16 protein-coding genes are annotated in these 17,645 nt (G+C 72.9%); 9 read left to right on the top strand and 7 right to left on the bottom strand.

The features are described 5' to 3' along the window. Complete coding sequence (locus DDE18_RS18335; protein ID WP_116573726.1) at positions 1–561, bottom strand: TetR/AcrR family transcriptional regulator; 561 nt, start codon at positions 559–561, stop codon at positions 1–3. A 136-nt stretch (positions 562–697) separates the two neighbouring features. Here DDE18_RS18335 and DDE18_RS18330 point away from each other — a divergent pair, with 136 nt between their 5' ends. Genes DDE18_RS18330 through bioD form a run of 7 tightly spaced genes read left to right on the top strand, consistent with a single transcriptional unit; the run spans position 698 to position 6,782 of the window. Further along, positions 698–1,294: a biotin transporter BioY gene (locus DDE18_RS18330; protein WP_116573725.1), complete on the top strand. Its 597-nt coding sequence runs from the start codon at positions 698–700 to the stop codon at positions 1,292–1,294. Next, on the top strand, positions 1,291–1,980 hold the full coding sequence (locus DDE18_RS18325) for an energy-coupling factor ABC transporter ATP-binding protein (RefSeq protein ID WP_245916847.1): 690 nt from the start codon (positions 1,291–1,293) through the stop codon (positions 1,978–1,980). Before DDE18_RS18330 ends, DDE18_RS18325 begins: the two co-directional genes overlap by 4 nt. Next, positions 1,977–2,579, top strand: coding sequence for an energy-coupling factor transporter transmembrane component T family protein (locus DDE18_RS18320; RefSeq protein ID WP_116573724.1), 603 nt, complete (start codon positions 1,977–1,979; stop codon positions 2,577–2,579). The genes DDE18_RS18325 and DDE18_RS18320 overlap by 4 nt, the downstream gene beginning before the upstream one ends. Before the next feature lie 24 nt (positions 2,580–2,603). After that, positions 2,604–3,665 (top strand): biotin synthase BioB, encoded by a 1,062-nt coding sequence (gene bioB, locus DDE18_RS18315; RefSeq protein ID WP_116573723.1) that lies wholly within the window; start codon positions 2,604–2,606, stop codon positions 3,663–3,665. A 4-nt stretch (positions 3,666–3,669) separates the two neighbouring features. After that, positions 3,670–4,974: an adenosylmethionine--8-amino-7-oxononanoate transaminase gene (locus tag DDE18_RS18310; RefSeq protein WP_116573722.1), complete on the top strand. Its 1,305-nt coding sequence runs from the start codon at positions 3,670–3,672 to the stop codon at positions 4,972–4,974. Beyond that, the gene (locus DDE18_RS18305; RefSeq protein ID WP_116573721.1) at positions 4,975–6,102 is read left to right on the top strand and encodes an 8-amino-7-oxononanoate synthase; all 1,128 of its coding nucleotides are present in this window, start codon (positions 4,975–4,977) and stop codon (positions 6,100–6,102) included. It begins immediately after the preceding gene. After that, positions 6,099–6,782 (top strand): dethiobiotin synthase, encoded by a 684-nt coding sequence (gene bioD, locus DDE18_RS18300; protein ID WP_116573720.1) that lies wholly within the window; start codon positions 6,099–6,101, stop codon positions 6,780–6,782. The genes DDE18_RS18305 and bioD overlap by 4 nt, the downstream gene beginning before the upstream one ends. Before the next feature lie 51 nt (positions 6,783–6,833). Here bioD and DDE18_RS18295 read toward each other — a convergent pair whose 3' ends face one another. The 3 genes from DDE18_RS18295 to DDE18_RS18285 all read right to left on the bottom strand — a co-directional run bounded on the left by DDE18_RS18295 (position 6,834) and on the right by DDE18_RS18285 (position 9,753). Next, entirely contained in the window at positions 6,834–7,622 is a 789-nt protein-coding gene (locus DDE18_RS18295) for a mechanosensitive ion channel family protein (RefSeq protein WP_245916865.1), read from the bottom strand. Between the two features lie 124 nt (positions 7,623–7,746). Continuing rightward, positions 7,747–9,156 (bottom strand): amidase, encoded by a 1,410-nt coding sequence (locus DDE18_RS18290; protein WP_116573718.1) that lies wholly within the window; start codon positions 9,154–9,156, stop codon positions 7,747–7,749. Between the two features lie 27 nt (positions 9,157–9,183). After that, on the bottom strand, positions 9,184–9,753 hold the full coding sequence (locus DDE18_RS18285) for an NADPH-dependent FMN reductase (RefSeq protein WP_116573769.1): 570 nt from the start codon (positions 9,751–9,753) through the stop codon (positions 9,184–9,186). A 73-nt stretch (positions 9,754–9,826) separates the two neighbouring features. Here DDE18_RS18285 and DDE18_RS18280 point away from each other — a divergent pair, with 73 nt between their 5' ends. Further along, positions 9,827–10,420, top strand: a complete 594-nt coding sequence (locus DDE18_RS18280; protein WP_116573717.1) for a TetR/AcrR family transcriptional regulator — start codon at positions 9,827–9,829, stop codon at positions 10,418–10,420. Between the two features lie 4 nt (positions 10,421–10,424). On the opposite strand, the gene cimA is transcribed toward DDE18_RS18280, so the two are convergent. Beyond that, positions 10,425–12,005, bottom strand: coding sequence for a citramalate synthase (gene cimA / locus DDE18_RS18275; RefSeq protein WP_116573716.1), 1,581 nt, complete (start codon positions 12,003–12,005; stop codon positions 10,425–10,427). Positions 12,006–12,330: 325 nt separating this feature from the next. On the opposite strand from cimA, the gene DDE18_RS18270 reads away from it, so the two are divergent. Next, positions 12,331–14,856 carry a M4 family metallopeptidase gene (locus DDE18_RS18270; protein WP_165821227.1) on the top strand — a complete coding sequence of 842 codons (2,526 nt, stop codon included), beginning with the start codon at positions 12,331–12,333 and terminating at the stop codon, positions 14,854–14,856. On the opposite strand, the gene DDE18_RS18265 is transcribed toward DDE18_RS18270, so the two are convergent. Next, positions 14,857–16,539: a serine/threonine-protein kinase gene (locus DDE18_RS18265; RefSeq protein ID WP_133241267.1), complete on the bottom strand. Its 1,683-nt coding sequence runs from the start codon at positions 16,537–16,539 to the stop codon at positions 14,857–14,859. It abuts the gene before it with no gap. A 29-nt stretch (positions 16,540–16,568) separates the two neighbouring features. Continuing rightward, complete coding sequence (locus tag DDE18_RS18260) at positions 16,569–17,642, bottom strand: branched-chain amino acid aminotransferase (protein ID WP_116573713.1); 1,074 nt, start codon at positions 17,640–17,642, stop codon at positions 16,569–16,571. Between the last annotated feature and the right edge of the window lie 3 nt (positions 17,643–17,645).

Below are 17,645 nucleotides of genomic sequence, written 5' to 3'. Positions count from 1 at the left end.
TCACCGGGACACGGCGAGCCGCGAGCGCAGGCCGTCGAGCACCAGCGCGAGGCCGAGCTCGAAGTCGGCGGTCTCGCGCGGCGGTGCGTCGATGGCGCCGTCGCTGCCGGCCTGCAGCGCCATCTGCTCCTCGGCGGTGTGGCCGAAGACGAAGTGGAGGAGTGTGCGGCTGCCCACCCCGACGAGGTCGTCGGGGAAGCCGGCGTCGGAGAGCACCTCCTCAAGCTCGTCGGCCGGGCCGGCCGCCCCGAGGCCGAACGCGTGCACCGTGGCGACGACGTCGGCGCCGTCGCGGTAGGCCAGCATCGCGTCGCGCAGCTCGCCACAGACCTCGAGGACGCGACCGTCCCAGTCACGAGCGACCCGGGCGCGACGCCCCCGTGCGAGGATCTCGTCGGCCACCTCCGCCAGCAGGGTCTGCTTGTTGGCGAAGTGGTGGTAGAGCGCGCTGGGCTGGACCCCGAGCTCGCTGCCGAGCCGCCGCATGGTGAGCGAGGCCAGGCCGTGGCGGTCGAGGACGTCCACGGCACGCTCCACGACGTCACCGCGGTGGTAGGCCATCGCGCCTCCTCCCGTTCCGCCCGCTCGTCGTGACGCTGTCCACACGCCGGACCGATTGACCGGCACGGCGCCGCCAGCCTAGCCTGAACGCCGTTCACCTGACCACCGTTCAGTTCGCGAAGGACGAGGCACCCGCATGAGCACGCGCCGCAACCCAGGCACCGACATCGCCCTGATCGCCGCGTTCGCAGCGCTCATCGCGGTCTGCGCCCTGCTCCCCGCGATCAACGTGGCCGGCCCGGTCCCGATCACGCTGCAGACCTTCGCCGTCCTGCTGAGCGGTGCCGTGCTCGGCGCCCGCCGCGGCTTCCTGGCCGTCCTGCTCTACGTCGTCGTCGGCGCGGCGGGCCTCCCGGTCTTCTCCGGCGGCGCCGCCGGTCTCGGCGTGCTCGCAGGCCCGACCGCCGGCTACCTCCTCGGCTTCCCACTGGCCGCCGGCTTCTGCGGCCTGCTCGTCGAGCGCCTCCCCCGCCGCACCCTGGCCAGCGCCCCCATCATCTTCGCCGCCGGCCTGCTCAGCTCCGCGCTGTTCATCCACACGCTCGGCATGACCGGGCTGGTGCTGCGCCTCGACATCTCCTACGCCGACGCCTTCGACATCGACAAGGTCTTCTGGCCCGGCGACGTCCTCAAGAACGTCGCGATGGCGCTCGTCGCCACCGCCGTGCACCGCGCCTTCCCCGACCTCCTCGGCCGGCCCCAGGCGCCCGTCCCGGCGGCAGCCGGGGCGTGACCAGCCTGGAGCTCGACCGCGTCACCGTCACGGCCCGGACCGTCGACGGTGAGATGGTCGTGCTCCAGGAGACCACCCTCACCCTGACCGAGCAGCGGGTGGCCCTCATCGGCGCCAACGGCTCCGGCAAGTCCACCCTCGCCAGGCTCCTCAACGGCCTGGTGAGCCCCACCACCGGGCAGGTCCGGGTCGGCGGGCTCGACGTCGCGCGGGAGGGCAAGGAGGTACGCCGCCGCGTGGGCTTCGTGTTCACCGACCCGGCCGCGCAGCTGGTGATGCCGACGGCAGCCGAGGACGTCGCGCTCTCGCTGCGGCGTACGCACCCGGACAAGGCGGAGCGCCGGCGCGCCGCACTCGAGGTGCTGGCCGCGTTCGGCCTCGACGGCCTCGGCGACCGCAGCGTGCACACCCTCTCGGGAGGGCAGCGCCAGCTGCTCGCCCTCGCCGGAGTGCTCGCGACCGCCCCGGACGTGCTGGTCGCGGACGAGCCGACGACGCTGCTCGACCTCGCGAACAGCCGGCGGGTGGGCGACCTCCTGCTCTCGCTCCCCCAGCAGCTCGTGCTGGTCACCCACGACCTCGACCTGGCCGCGCGCTGCGACCGAGGTGTCGTGATGGTGGACGGCGAGGTCGCCTTCGACGGAACCGCGGCCGAGGCCGTGGGGCACTATCGGGCGGTCGCATGAGCCTCCTCGGACTGCACCAGCCCGGACATACCCGGCTGCACCGCACCAGTACCGGATGGAAGCTGCTCGCCCTGGCGTCCGCCAGCATCGTGGTGGTCGCGGTGCGGGGCCCGGGGAGCAGCCTGGCGTTCCTGGCGGTGGCCCTGCTGCTGGTCGCCTGGTCCGGGGCCGGCCTTGCCGCGACGCTGCGCACGCTGCGCGGCCTGGTCGTGGTCGCGGTCCTGATGGCGGCGTACCTGGCCTGGCAGCAGGACTGGGCGCGTGCCGTCGAGGCCGTCGCCGACCTCGCCACCCTGGTGCTGCTCGCCACGGTGCTGACCGTGACGACCCCGATCGACGAGATGCTGGAGACGATCACCCGCGCGCTGCAGCCCCTGCGGCCCCTCGGCGTACGTCCCGAGTCCGTCGCACTGGCCTTCTCCCTGGTGATCAGGGCCCTGCCCACGACGCTGGACCTGGCCCGGGAGACCCGCGAGGCAGCCTTGGCCCGCGGCCTCCAGCACGACCCCCGTGCGCGGCTCACTCCCCTGGTGATCCGCGTCGTCGCCCACGCCCGCGCGACGGGCGACGCCCTCCATGCCCGCGGCGTCGGAGACTGACCCATCCCCCCAGAGGAGACCGAGATGACCACTGCCTTCCACGACCTGGCCGACCGCGTCCTCGCGGGCGAGCCGGCGACCGAGCACGACGCGCTGGCCGTCCTGCGCGCGACCGACGAGGAGGTGCTCGACGTGGTCGCGGCGGCCGGCCGGCTGCGTCGCGCCCACTTCGGCAACACGGTGAAGGTCAACTACCTCGTCAACCTCAAGTCCGGCCTCTGCCCGGAGAACTGCAACTACTGCAGCCAGGCGCTGGGATCGACGGCGCCGATCCTGAAGTACTCCTGGCTCAAGACCGACGAGGCGCTCGCCCAGGCCGCAGCCGGCCTCAAGGGCGGCGCCAGCCGGGTGTGCATGGTCTCCAGCGGCCGGGGGCCCAGCGACCGCGACCTCGACAAGGTCACCGAGATGGTCGGCGCGATCAAGGCCGAGCACCCGCAGGTCGAGGTCTGCGCCTGCCTCGGGCTGCTCAAGGACGGCCAGGCCGAGCGCCTCAGGGAGGCCGGGGTCGACGCCTACAACCACAACATCAACACCGCCGAGTCGCACCACGACCAGATCGTGCAGACCCACACCTATGCCGACCGGGTCGACACCGTCGAGAAGGCCAAGGGCGCCGGCCTCTCCCCCTGCTCCGGCCTGATCGCGGGGCTCGGCGAGACCGACGAGCAGCTGGTCGAGGCGCTCCTCGCACTCAAGGCGCTCGACTCCGACTCCATCCCGGTCAACTTCCTGATGCCCTTCGACGGCACCCCCTACGAGAACACCTGGGAGCTCACCCCGCAGCGCTGCCTGCTGATCCTGGCGATGGCCCGCTTCGTGTGCCCGGACAAGGAGCTGCGCATCGCCGGCGGGCGCGAGATGCACCTCCGCTCGCTGCAGGGCCTGGCGCTCCACGTCGCCAACTCGATCTTCCTCGGCGACTACCTCACCTCGGAGGGCCAGGCCGCCGAGGCCGACCTCGAGCTGATCCGCGACAACGGCTTCGTCGTGCTCGGCTCCGAGGAGCACGCCGCGCAGCTCGCCCACCCCGACCCGGCGATCCGCCGCCGCGGCGCGGGCACGAGCATCCCCGCCAACGCCTGACGCCATGACGGACCCTTGGGTTGAGGAGGGCCGCCAAGGCCCGTCTCGAAACCTGCTCGCGCTCGACCGGGCGCACGTGTGGCACCCCTACACCTCGATGACCGCGCCGGTCCTGACCCGGCTCGTGACGGGGGCCTCGGGGGCGCGCCTGACGGTGGGCGACCGGGAGGTCGTCGACGGCATGTCGTCGTGGTGGTCGGCGATCCACGGCTATCGCCACCCCGTCCTGGACGAAGCCGTACGCCGCCAGGTCAGCGACTTCTCACACGTGATGTTCGGGGGGCTCACCCACGAGCCCGCGGTCCGGCTCGCGGAGCGCCTCGTCTCGCTCGCCCCTGCCGGGCTCGAGCACGTCTTCCTCGCCGACTCCGGCTCGGTGAGCGTCGAGGTGGCGCTCAAGATGGCGGTGCAGCACCAGCGCGGCACGGGACGGCCGGGCCGGAGCCGGATGCTCACCGTCCGCGGTGGCTACCACGGCGACACCGCCGGCTGCATGGCCGTGTGCGACCCCGACGGCGGCATGCACGCGATGTGGGCCGGCCTGCTGCCCGAGCACGTCTTCGCGCCACGCCCGCCGGCTCCCGGCGGTGACGTGGACGGCTGGGCGACTGCCTTCGCCGACCTCGCCGAGCAGCACGCCGACGAGCTGGCCGGCATCATCGTCGAGCCACTGCTGCAGGGCGCCGGGGGGATGTGGGTCTACGACCCCGCCTGCCTGCGGGTGATGCGCGACGTCGCCGACGAGCACGGCCTGGTGCTGGTCTTCGACGAGATCGCCACCGGCTTCGGCCGCACCGGCATGCTGTGGGCGGCCGACGCGGCGGGTGTCTCCCCCGACGTGCTCTGCGTCGGCAAGGCCCTCACCGGCGGCTACCTGACCCTCGCCGCCGCCCTGTGCACCGCCGAGGTCGCGGCCGGCATCTCCGCGTCGGACTCGGGCGTGCTCATGCACGGCCCGACCTACATGGGCAACCCGCTGGCCTGCTCCGTCGCCCTGGCGTCCCTCGACGTGCTCAGGTCGTCGGACTGGTCCGCGACCGTGGCGGGCATCTCGGCCGGTCTCGCCACCGGCCTGGAGCCGGCGCGCGCCCTGGCCGGCGTGCGCGACGTACGCGTCCTCGGCGCCGTCGGCGTCGTCCAGCTCGACCACCCCGTCGACACGGCGGCCGCGACCGAGGCGGCGCTCGACCTCGGCGTGTGGCTGCGGCCCTTCCGCGACCTCGTCTACACGATGCCGCCCTACGTCTGCTCCGACGACGAGGTCACCGCGATCACGCGCGCCGTGGTGGCCGCCGCGGAGGTGGGCTGAATGGGCAGCACCTGGGGTGAGTGGCTGGCCGGGCAGGCCGAGGCCCGCGAGGAGACGGGGCTGACCCGCCGGCTCGCGCCACGGACCGCCGACGACCCGGCGGTCGACCTCGCCGGCAACGACTACCTCGGGCTCTCCCGCGACCCGGCCGTCACGGCCGCCGCGTCGGAGGCCTCGCTGCGCTGGGGTGCCGGGGCCGGCGCCTCACGGCTGGTCACCGGCACGCTGTCGCTCCACGAGGAGCTGGAGCGCGAGCTCGCGGCGTTCCTCGGCCACGAGGCCGCGCTCGTCATGTCGACCGGCTACCACGCCAACCTCGCGATCGTGACCGCGCTGGCCGACCGCGACTCCCTCGTCGTCAGCGACGCCCACATCCACGCCTCCCTGGTCGACGCTGCCCGGCTGTCCCGGGCCGAGGTGGCGGTCGTCCCGCACGACGACGTCGCCGCCGTACGCCGCGCGCTCGCCGCCGCGGGCGGGCGGCGGGCCCTGGTGCTCGCCGAGTCGGTGTACTCGGTGCTCGGGGACGCGGCCTCGCTGGTCGACCTGGCCGCCGTCTGCGAGGAGCACGACGCCCTGCTCGTCGTCGACGAGGCGCACGGCCTCGGGGTCGCCGGCGTCCGTGGCCGTGGCCTCGTGGCCGACGTCGGGCTGGCCGGGCACGACCATGTCGTGGTCGCGGCCACGCTGAGCAAGTCGCTCGGCGCCCAGGGCGGGGCGCTCCTCGGCTCGCGGGCCCTGGTGGAGCACCTGGTCAACCGGGCCCGGCCGTTCATCTTCGACACCGGGCTCGCCCCCGCCGCGACCGCCGGCGCGCTCGCCGCTCTCCGGGTCCTGGTGGCCCGCCCCGAGCTGCCGTCGGTCGTCCGGTCGCGGGTCGTCGAGCTCGCAGGGCGACTCGGCGTCGCGGTGCCCGCGGGCGCCGTGCTGTCCGTGCCGATGCCGTCGCCGCAGGCGGCCGTGGCGGCACAGGCCGCGTTGCGCTCGCGTGGAGTGCGGGTCGGCTGCTTCCGACCGCCCTCGGTGCCCGACGGGATCTCGCGGCTGCGGGTCACCTGCAGTGCCGGGGTGCCGGAGGCCGAGTGGGCCCGGGCCACCGCCGAGGTGCTCGAGGTGACCGGCCGATGAGCCGGCTGGTCGTCGTCACCGGCACCGACACGGGTGTCGGCAAGACCGTGGCCACCGCCCTCCTGGCGCTCCGCGCCCGCGACGCGGGCGACGACGTCGTCGTCGTGAAGCCCGTCCAGACCGGGATCGACCCGACCGTGGCCGGTGATCCGGCAGACGTGGACGTCGTCGCCCGGCTCGCCGGCTGTCCGGTGGTCGAGCACACGAGGCTCGTCGAGCCACTGGCTCCCGAGACCGCGGCCCGCCGGGCCGGCGCGCTGATCCCGACCGTCGCCGACCACGCCTCGCGCATCCGCGAGCTCGCGGAGCGGGGCGGCACCGTCGTCGTCGAGGGCGCCGGCGGAGCGCTGGTGCGGCTCGACCTCGAGGGCGGCACGCTCCTCGACCTCGCCGCGGCCCTCGCCGACCTGTCGCCTGAGATCGTGGTCGTCGCCCGCGCCGGCCTCGGCACCCTCAACCACACCGAGCTCACGGTGGAGGCGATCCGCGCACGCGGGCTGACGGCCTCGGGGCTGGTCATCGGGTCCTGGCCCGCCCATCCCGGCCTGGCCGAGCGGTGCAACCTCGAGGACCTCTCGCGCGTGACGCGACTGCCCCTCCTGGCCGTCGTGCCCGACGGCGTCGGCCGCTCGGCCCCGGACGACTTCCGCGCCGCGGCGCCCGGCTGGTTCCGGACGTGACAGGGCGCCGGGACTGGCGTCCCGGCGCCCTGTGCTGTCGGGCAGGTCCCGTCACAGGCGCGGGGTGTCCTCCGGGGTGTTGTAGGGAGTGCCCGCCGGTGACTCCGTGTAGGACGTGCCGGTCGTCGTGCCGGTCGTCGTGCCGGTCGTCGTGCCGGTCGTGGTGCCGGTTGTGGTGCCGGTCGTGGTGGTCGCTGAGCCGGCCCTCGACCTCGCGTCCCGCAGCAGCTCGGCGGCCGTGTCCTTGCCGCCGAGGCCGAACGCGAGGGCCAGGCCCAGCGCGAGGGCGAACATCACGGCCGAGAAGGCGATCCGCACGATCTCGGGAGCGATCTGCAGCTGCTCGAGGATCATGAAGAACGCGATCACCATGATCAGCGCCGGCACGACGCTCGAGGCTATCCGGCCCATCGGGCTGGTGCCCAGGACGCGGCTGATGAGTCCGGCGACTGCCGACGACACGAGCGCGGCGACCACGAAGATCAGGACGGCCACGATCACGTTGGGCAGGAACTCGAGCACGTTGTTCATGAACTGGCTGACTGCCGGGACGTCGAGCGCGTCGACGGCGGCCACCAGGAAGATGATGAAGATGAACCAGAAGACGAGCTTGGCCAGGAACACGGACACGGAGGCCCCGGGCAGGACGTGGTCGATCTGGCGTCCGACGTTCGAGGCGGTCAGCCGGGCGTCGAGCCCCAGCTTGGACAGCAGCTTCTGGACGACCGCGGCGACGACCTTGGCCACGATCCAGCCGATGAGGAGGATGATCAGGAAGCCGACCAGGTTGGGCAGGAACCCGAAGATCCGGTCGATGGTGGTCTGGAAACTCTGCTCCATGTCCACGTAGGACTCCTTCCGGAGCGGATACGAGGCCTGCTCAGGTCTTCGCCCGCTCTTCCGCTCGGGGCGGTACCCACGACATCCGGTTCGTCCACATGTTCAACTCCGGAGGAGCGACGGGTCACCAGGCCGGAGGGCGGCGATCTCCCCACGGGGCGGCGGCCTCCACCTGCGCGGCGAGCGCCAGGAGCAGCTCCTCCTCGGCCGGGCGCGCGGCCAGCATCACGCCGACCGGGAGCTCGACGCCGGCGCCGTCGTCGACCCAGTGCAGCGGCAGCGAGACCGCTGGCATCCCGGTGACGTTCCAGGCGCTGGTCCAGGGCGTGAAGGCCTTCTGGGCCTCGAAGTCGGCCGCCGGGTCCGCGTCGTCGCGCAGCCCGCCGACCATCGGCGGCAGGGTCGCGAGGGTGGGGGTGAGCACGGCGTCGTACGGCGCGAGCGCAGCGAGCGCGTCGGCGGCGAGCCTGCGCATCGCGCCGATCGCGAGGCCGAAGTCCGGGCCACTCACCGCGCGGCCGCGCTCACTGAGCCAGCGGGTCAGGGGCCGGAGCAGGTGCTCCTTGCCCTCGGGGGCGGTGGAGAGCGCGGTGAGCACCGCCCAGCAGGTCTCGAAGACGGGCACGGCCTCGGGCGGCAGCGGCACCGGGACGTCCTCGACCGAGTGGCCGAGCGACTCGAGCAGGCGGCTCGCGTGCTCCCACGCCTCGACGGAGTTCGGCGCGACCTCGATGTCGATGATCACTGGGGTGATGAAGCGAGCGATCCGGAGGCGCCCCGGGTCACGGGCACAGGCGGCGAGGAACGATCCGGAAGGAGGTGGCGCCCAGGCGGGGTCACCGACCCTCCTGCCGGCGAGCACGTCGAGCAGGGCGGCGGCATCGCCCACCGTGCGGGCGAGCGGGCCCGACGTGGCCAGGCCCACCGGATCGGCGTACATGGGAGCGGCACTGATCCGGCCTCGGGTCGGCTTGAGGCCGACGAGCCCGCAGCACGAGGCCGGGATGCGGATCGAGCCGCCTCCGTCCGAGCCCTGGGCCAGCGGCGCGAGCCCGGCGGCGACGGCGGCTGCGGCGCCACCCGACGACCCGCCGGCCGTGCGGCGGGTGTCCCACGGCGTCACCGCGGGTGGGGCGACGTCGGACTCGGTGTAGCAGGGCGAGCCGAACTCGGGGGTGTTGGTCTTGCCCAGGCTGGGCAGTCCGGCGGCCTCGAGCGAGAGCACGACGGCGTCGGAGACGTCCGGGACGAAGTCGGCGTAGGCGGCGGAGCCGAAGGTGGTGCGCACGCCGGCGGTGAGGTTGAGGTCCTTGACCGCCGTCGGTACGCCCCAGAGGGGGCCGGCGTCGCCGGGTCGTCCCCTCGCGGCGAGGCGACGGGCGTGCTCGCGGGCCGGCTGGGGCGTCCGGGTGATGAAGGCGCCGACGTGGTCGGCGCGGGCGAGGTAGTGGTCGACCAGCTCGAGCGGGGTGACCTCGCCCGTGCGGACGAGGTCACCCTGCTCGAGCGCGCTCAGGTCGTGGAGCTCTGCCACGACCGCGACGCTACTGGATCGGGCGGGTCAGGCGACCGACTCGTGCGCGACCAACTTGCCGAGCGAGTCCACGAAGGCCTGCACGGTCTCGGGGTCGGTCGTCGGGTCGCTGCCCCAGGCGTAGGCGTGGGAGAGGGCCACGGAGTCGGCGACGTTGGCGCCGGCCACCTTGGCGCTCTTGCGGGCGTCCTCATGCGCCCACTGGCCGCCGTACTGGCCGACGGCGGTCCCGACGACGCCGAGCACCTTGCCCTTGATCGCGCCCTCGCCGAAGGGGCGGGAGGCCCAGTCGATCGCGTTGTTTAGCACGGCCGGCATGGTGCCGTTGTACTCGGGCGTCAGGACGAGGATCCGGTCGGCGGCAGCGACCTGGTCACGGAAGGCGCGGACGGCCTCGGGGGCGGCGTCGCCGTCGAGGTCCTCGTTGTAGAACGGCAGGGCGTCGAGGCCCTCGGCGATCTCGACGGTCACGCCGGCCGGGGCCTGGTCGCGGACGACCTCGGCGAGCCTGCGGTTGAGGGAGCCCGCACGCAGGCTGCCGACGAGGGCGAGCACACGGGTCTCGGACGGGGTCTGGGTCACGGGGGTCTCAGTCATGCAGGCCATAACCGGACCGTGGTCCGTTTCTATTCCCGCGCGGTGGGTGTGATGCGCGTCCTAGGGTGGCGCCGTGCCGATCTCGCTCCAGCTCGCCGACGAGACACCTCACGAGCGGGCCGACGCCGCACGCAACCGGGAGGCGATCCTCGCGGCCGCGGACCGGCTGATCGACCGGCTCGGAATCGACCAGGTCCACATGGACGCCGTCGCGGCCGAGGCGGGCGTCGGCAAGGGCACCGTGTTTCGCAGGTTCGAGAGCCGCGAGGGCCTGATGGCCGCCGTCCTCAACCGGTCCGAGACGTCGTGGCAGGCCGCCGTGCTGTCCGGCCCCCCGCCGCTGGGTCCGGGTGCCCCGCCCATGGACCGGCTGCTGGCCTTCGGCCACTCGCGGATGCGGCTCAACCTCAAACACGCGGAGCTGATCGCGGCCGCCGGCCGCGCCGGCGCCCGGTCCTACGCCGCGGTGTCCTTCGCCGCGATGCACGTCCGGGTCCTGCTGTGGGAGCTGCAGGTGACCGGCGACGTGCCGATGCTCGCGATCGCGCTGCTCGCGCCGCTGGAGGTGCCGATCCTGCAGCAGCAGGTCGAGCACGACCAGGTGCCTCTCGAGCGCATCGAGGCCGCCTGGGACGACCTCGTACGCCGCGTGGTCGAGGCGCCCTAGCGACTCAGCGGTGGTGGCGGCGCAGCCCGAAGGTGAGGCCGTCGACGAGCGCGCCCCAGGACGCCTCGATCACGTTGTGGCCGACGCCGACGGTCACCCACGACGACTCCCCGTCGGAGGTCTCGATCAGCACCCGGGTGATCGCGTCGGTGCCGTGTCCCTGGTCGAGGATGCGCACCTTGTAGTCGATCAGCTCGAACTTGGCGACCTCGGGGAAGGCCTGGCCGATCGCCTCGCGCAGGGCGGCGTCGAGGGCGTTGACCGGACCGTTGCCCTCGCCCGTCACGACGTAGCGGACACCCTCGGAGCGCAGCTTGACCGTCGCCTCGGACACGGCCTCGCCGTCGGGCCGGGTCTCGGTGATCACGCGCCACGACTCGATCTCGAAGTAGGACGGCCGCCTGCCCTCGACCTCCTCGGCGAGCAGCAGCTCGAACGACGCGTCGGCCGCCTCGAAGGTGAAGCCGCGCTGCTCCATCTCCTTGACCCGCGCCGTCACCCGGGTCACCAGCTCCTTGTCGCCGGAGAGGTCGTAGCCCAGCTCCTGTCCCTTGAGCTCGATGGACGCCCGGCCGGCCATGTCGGAGACGAGCAGCCTCATGTCGTTGCCGACAGCCACAGGGTCCATGTGCTGGTAGAGGTTCGGGTCGACCTTGATGGCGGAGGCGTGGAGACCGGCCTTGTGCGCGAAGGCCGACGTGCCGACGTACGGCTGTCGCGACGCGGGCGGGACGTTGGTGACCTCCGCGACCGCGTGGGCGATCCGGGTCGCCTCGCGCAGCAGGCCCTGCGGCAGCACCTGGCGGTCCAGCTTGAGCTCGAGGTTGGCGACGACCGCGACCAGGTCGGCGTTGCCGGTGCGCTCGCCGTAGCCGTTCAGGGTGCCCTGCACGTGGGTGGCGCCGGCGTCGACGGCGGCCAGGGTGTTGGCCACGGCGCAGCCGGTGTCGTTGTGGCAGTGGATGCCGACCCGCGCACCGGTCGTCTCGATGACGTCGTGCACGACGTCGGAGACCCAGCCGGGCAGCATGCCGCCGTTGGTGTCGCACAGCGCCACGACGTCGGCCCCGGCCTCGGCCGCGGTGCGCAGCACCTCCAGGGCGTAGGCACGGTTGTCGCGGTAGCCGTCGAAGAAGTGCTCGGCGTCCAGGAAGACGGTCTGTCCCTCCTCCCGCAGGTGGGTCACGGTGTCGCGCACCATCGCGAGGTTCTCCTCCAGCGTGGTGCGCAGCGCGAGCTCGACGTGGCGGTCGTGCGACTTCGCGACCAGGGTGACCACCGAGGCGCCGCTGTCGCGCAGGGCCGCCACGAGCGGGTCGTCGGCCGCCTTCACGCCCGCCCGGCGCGTGGCGCCGAAGGCGGCGAGCCTGGCGTGCCGCAGGTCGAGCTCCTCCTTCGCCCGGCGGAAGAACTCGGTGTCCTTCGGGTTGGCGCCCGGCCAGCCACCCTCGATGTAGCCCACGCCGAGGCCGTCGAGCTGACGCGCGATGTTGAGCTTGTCGGCGACGGAGAGGTTGAGCCCCTCCTGCTGCGCGCCGTCGCGCAGGGTGGTGTCGTAGACGTGGAAGGCGCCCTGCAGGTCCATCGGTCTCTTCTCGGCTCTCGGCTCTTCGGTGTGGGGGTGTCGTGCGGGGTGCGGATCGAGCAACAAAAAACCTCTCGTCGGGAACGAGAGGTGGCGCGTCGGGCAGGAGCTCGACGCGCTAGGAAATGATGATCACTCGGTGCAGCACGGCTCCATCGTGCCACGGAGACCGGCTCCTGGGCAGTCGTCTCGCGATCCGGCCTACCCAGGCCGCAAGGAGTCCGTGCGGCGGGTCTAGACCTATTTGACGCCCGCGACCGCCCCGGGCCACCGTGATAGGGGCCGACGGACTCCGTCGACCCCACACCCTTCCCGGGAGGACCCCGTGGCATCCACACGCGCCCGTTGCCTGGCCGTCGGCGTCCCGCTCGCGGTCACGGCCACCCTGCTCAGCATCGCCCACAACGGCTCGGCGGCCCCGCCAGGCCCCGACCGGGCGCTGGTCGCCCGGCAGGACGAGACCGGCAAGGTGGGCTTCATCGGCACCCGGGCCGGTGAGCCGATCGACGTCGGGCTTGCCGACGATGCCGGGCCTGGCTCCGTGGCGACTACGCTCCTTCGCCGCCGCGCCGCAGGGCTCGGGCTGTCCTCCGCCCGCACCGGCCTGCGGGTCACCGGGCAGCACCCCGCGGCTGGGGGCGGGACCTCGGTGCGGGTCGCCCAGCAGTACGCCGGGATCCCGGTGTTCGGAGGCGAGTTCACCGTCAACCTCGACCGGCACGATGACGTGTTGTCCGTGCTCGGCGAGGCCAGCCCGATCGCCGAAGCACGCACCACGCCCGTGGTCAGCGCGCGCGAGGCACGTGCCGCCGCCATCGCCGCCGTCGGCAAGGGCGAGGGTGTCGCGACGGACCAGCTGACGGCCGCGACCCCCACGCTCACCTACTACGACCCGCGGCTCCTCGACGCACCGGGCGCTTTCCAGACAGCACGGCTGTCCTGGGTGACCGAGGTGAGGGCGGCGCGACCCGCGATCTCGCACACGGTCGTCGTCGACGCGGAGCGCCTGCGGGTCTCGCTCGACTTCTCCAACCTCGCCCACGCCAGGAACCGCTCGGTGTGCGACGCCAACAACACGCCCACGCAGGTGCCGTGCCTCGTCCCGCTGCGCACGGAGGGCAGCCCGCCGCTCGCGACCGACGAGGCCGACGTGCGGCTAGCGTTCGACTACGCCGGCGACACCTACGACTTCTTCCTTAGCCGGTTCGGCCGGGACAGCCTCGACGGCGCCGGCATGCCTCTGGTCTCCACCGTCGACTACTGCGACCCCAGCAGCCGGTGCCCCTTCAAGAACGCCTTCTGGGACGGCTCGCAGATGGTCTACGGCGACGGCTACGCGAGCGCCGACGACGTGGTCGGTCACGAGCTCGCCCACGGCGTCACCGACTTCAGCTCGTCGCTCTTCTACTACTACCAGTCGGGTGCCATCAACGAGGCGATGTCGGACATCTTCGGCGAGCTGATCGACCTCACCAACGGGAAGGGCGGCGACACCTCTGGAGTCCGCTGGCTGATGGGCGAGGACCTGCCGATCGGCGCGATCCGCGACATGCAGGATCCCCCGGCCTACGACCAGCCCGACCGCATGCAGAGCCCGCTCTACTGGCCCGAGGAGAGCGACAGCGGCGGCGTGCACACCAACAGCGGCGTCGCCAACAAGGCGGCGTACCTGCTGGCGGACGGTGACACCTTCAACGGCCGCACGATCTCGCCGGTCGGCAGCACGAAGACGGCGCGCCTCTTCTACACCGTCAACAACGACTTCCTGGTCTCAGGTTCCGACTACGCAGATCTCGCCCGGGCTCTCCGGCAGGCCTGCACCAACCTCGCCTCGGCCGGCACGGATGGCTTCACTCCGGCCGACTGCACGCAGGTCGATCAAGCGATCCTGGCCACGGAGATGGACCACAACCCCGCCCAGGCGCCCACGACCGATCCCGAGCTCTGCCCTCCGGGCCACTCCCCGGCCATGACGATGCACGACTCGCTGGAGTCGCCGTCCGGCCAGTTCACCATCACACCCGCCGTCGCGGAGGTCTGGTCCTATCCCCAGAACCCCAACGACTACCCCGGCTACGACGCGACCTACGCCACCAGTGGGCAGACCAACATCTGGGGCGACGACCCGGCCTTCGTGAGCGACTCGGCCCTGGCGATGACCGCACCGGTCACCGTGCCCGCGGGCGGGCTGCTCCACTTCCGGCACGCCTACGGCTTCGAGGACGACCCGTTCGACACCTACGACGGCGGCGTCCTGGAATACTCCGTCGCGGGCGGCGCATGGCAGGACGCCGCCGCCCTGATCGCGAGCGGCGGCTACACCGGCACCATCTCCGGCGGCTTCGACAACCCGCTCGGCGGACGGCAGGCGTTCGTCGGCGAGAGCAACGGATACGGCAGCACGCTCGTCGACCTGTCCGGCCTGGCCGGGCAGCCGGTGAGGTTCCGCTGGCGGATCGGCACCGACTCCATGGTCGGAGACGCGGGCTGGTTCATCGACGACCTGGCGATCTACCGGTGCGACGCGCCGCCGCCGCCCTCGCCAGTCCCTGCGCCCACCACCACCGCACCGGGTCCACTGTTGGACGTCACGGCTCCGAACACGAGGATCACCGAGAAGCCGAGGAAGCGGACCTTCTCGCGCAAGGCGAAGCTCGCCTTCAGGTCGACAGAGGCCGGATCGACCTTCCAGTGCAAGCTGGACAGGAGCAAGTGGAAGTCCTGCACGTCGCCGAAGAAGTACAAGAAACTCAAGCTTGGCAAGCACAGTTTCTCGGTGCGGGCCACCGACAGGGCCGGCAACGTCGACCCGAGGCCCGCGAAGGCGAAGTGGGTCGTCAGGAGGCGCTGATCAGGTCTTGAGCCAGGACGGCAGGCGCACATCGGCGAACGGGCGCGTGTCGTCGGGAGTCCACCTGGTCCCCTCACTGACCGCGGCCGCGCCGAGGCCGGCACCGCCGGCGAGCACCATCACGGTGACGAGCAGCCACGCCACGGGCCGCGCGGCGACCGGGTCGGTCACCCGGCGGACCGGCCCTCGCACGCGGGTGCTCCCAGGTCCCCACCACATCCCCAGGCCGAAGGCGAAGCCGACGACTCCGAGGCTCTCGGTCAGCCCGAGCGCGAGCGCGAAGCAGACCAGGCCGGTGGCCGCCGCGATGCCGAGGCTCCACAGCACGAGCATCAGCGTCCCGGGCAGGGCCGCCACGAGGTGCCAGGGCGTGGCCAGCAGCAGTGCGGGCGCGTCGTACCACCTGCGCCCCCGCAGCTGTCGCCTCTGGCCGACGGCGCTGCCCGCCCGCGAGCCACTGCGCAGCAGCCAGCTCAGCACGGTCAGGCCGGCGAGGGTGACGTACGGCGCGAGCGCGATGCCGCCCGCCACGACCGTGGCCCCGGCGGACACGAGCAGGGCGCGGCGGACGCGCTCGAGGAGGCCGGCCCGCGGGCGGGCGTCGTAGGTGGTCGAGGTGGTCCAGAGGTCGTCGTAGTCGTCGTCCTCCGGCAGCACGGCGATGGATCCGTCGTCGCCCAGCACGCCCGTGGGCCGCACCACGTCATCCGCGGCGACCGGAGCGGATGACGTCTGGCCGACCAGGTCGGTGCGGTCGACCTGGTCGTGACCGGGGACGGGGGCGGGCGCGGCTGCCGCATACGGCATGGTGACCGGGAAGGCCGATGTGGGGCGCGGGCCGCTGCCCCGCCGGTCGCTGCCTCGGCGCGCGTCGAGCGACTCGAGGCGGCGGCGCACCTCGGGGAGGGTCGGCCGGTGGGCGGGCTCCGGCGCGAGCGCGGCCTCGAGCAGGTCGCGCACGGCCGGGTCCAGGCCGGAGAGGTCGTGCTCGCCGCGGCGTACGCGATCCATCACCGCCATCGACGGGCCGCGGCCGAACGGCGGGCGGCCGGTGCCTGCGAACGCGACGGTCGCGGCCCAGGAGTGGACGTCGGAGGCGGTCGTGGCGTCCTCGCCGTAGAGGATCTCGGGCGCCAGGTAGCCCGGCGTGCCGAGCAGCCAGCCGGTGTGGGTGATCCGCGAGTCGTCGGCGACCCGGGCCAGCCCGAAGTCGATCAGGATCGGGGTGCGGCCCTCCATCACCACGTTGGAGGGCTTCACGTCACGGTGCAGGACACCCACCGCATGCACCGCGGCCAGCGCCTCGGCGAGGCAGGAGGCCAGCCACACCAGGTCGGGCCCGGTGACCGGCCCCTCCTCGCGCACCTCCTGGTCGAGGCTCAGCCCCGGGACGTAGCGGGTCGCGACGAAGGGGATGTCGCCCCACGGGTCGGCGTCGACGATCTCGGCCACCCGGGGCGAGCGCACGCGGGACAGCGAGTCGACCTCGCGGGCCAGGCGCCGCCGGGCCTCGTCGTCGCCCACGATGTGCGGACGCAGCACCTTGAGCGCCACCCGGTCACCGTCGGCACGCCGGGCCAGGTGGACGACCCCCATGCCGCCCTCGCCCAGCCGGGTGAGCAACTGGTAGCCGCCCACGGTCAGCCCGGGTGGCGGCGCCTCCGGGCGCGGCGAAGTCGTCACGTCCTGAGCGTACCGGCGGTCTGCCGCGTTCAGACGACCCGGCGCATCCACCCGAACGTGTCGTCGGCCCGGCCGAACTGGATGTCGACCAGGGCCTGCCGGATCCGCATCGTCAGGTCGGTCGACTCGGGCGCAGCGATCTGCCCGTCCTTGGACAGCACGGTGCCGACCGGGGTCACGACCGCAGCCGTGCCGCAGGCGAAGACCTCGACGATGTCGCCGCTGGCGATCCCGTCACGCCACTCGCCGATGGAGAACTTCCGCTCCTCGACCTGGTGGCCGAGCTTGCCGGCCAGCTCGATGATCGATGCGCGGGTGATCCCCTCGAGGATCGTGCCGGTCTCGGGCGTGACGATGTGGCCGTCGCGGAACACGAAGTAGAGGTTCATGCCGCCCAGCTCCTCGACGTAGTTGCCCTCCTGGGCGTCGAGGAAGACCACCTGGTCGCAGCCCTGCGCGATGGCCTCCTGCTGAGCGACGAGCGAGGAGGCGTAGTTGCCGCCGGTCTTGGCGGCGCCCATGCCGCCGCGGCCGGCGCGGGTGTATTCCTCCGTCAGCCACAGCGTCACCGGCTTCACGCCACCCTTGAAGTAGGCGCCGGCGGGGCTGGCGATCACCATGAAGGTGACGTGCTGCGCGGGGCGGACGCCGAGGAAGACCTCGCTGGCGAACATGAACGGCCGGAGGTAGAGGCTCTTCTCGCCGTCACCGGGCGGCACCCAGCGCTGGTCGGCCCTCACCAGGGCCTCGACCGCACCGACGAAGTCCTCGACCGGGAGCTCGGGGAAGGCGAGCCGCTGCGACGAGCGACGCATCCGCTCGGCGTTGGCCTCCGGCCGGAACAGCCAGATCGAGCCGTCCTGGTGCCGGTAGGCCTTCATCCCCTCGAAGGTCTCCTGCGCGTAGTGCAGCACCGCCGTGGCAGGGTCGAGGGACAGCGGCCCGTAGGGCTCGATCCGCGCCGCGTGCCAGTCCGCGTCGGGGGTCCACTCGACGGTGAGCATGTGGTCGGTGAAGTGGGTGCCGAAGCCCGGGTTGGCCAGGATCTCGACTAGGCGCGCGTCGTCGACCCTCGTGGCCGACTCGGTGGTGCGGATCTCCATGCG

Origin of the sequence: Nocardioides gansuensis (assembly GCF_003076135.1) — a bacterium.
Taxonomy (GTDB): Bacteria; Actinomycetota; Actinomycetes; order Propionibacteriales; family Nocardioidaceae; genus Nocardioides; species Nocardioides gansuensis.
This window is presented reverse-complemented; position numbering and strand designations above follow the sequence as displayed.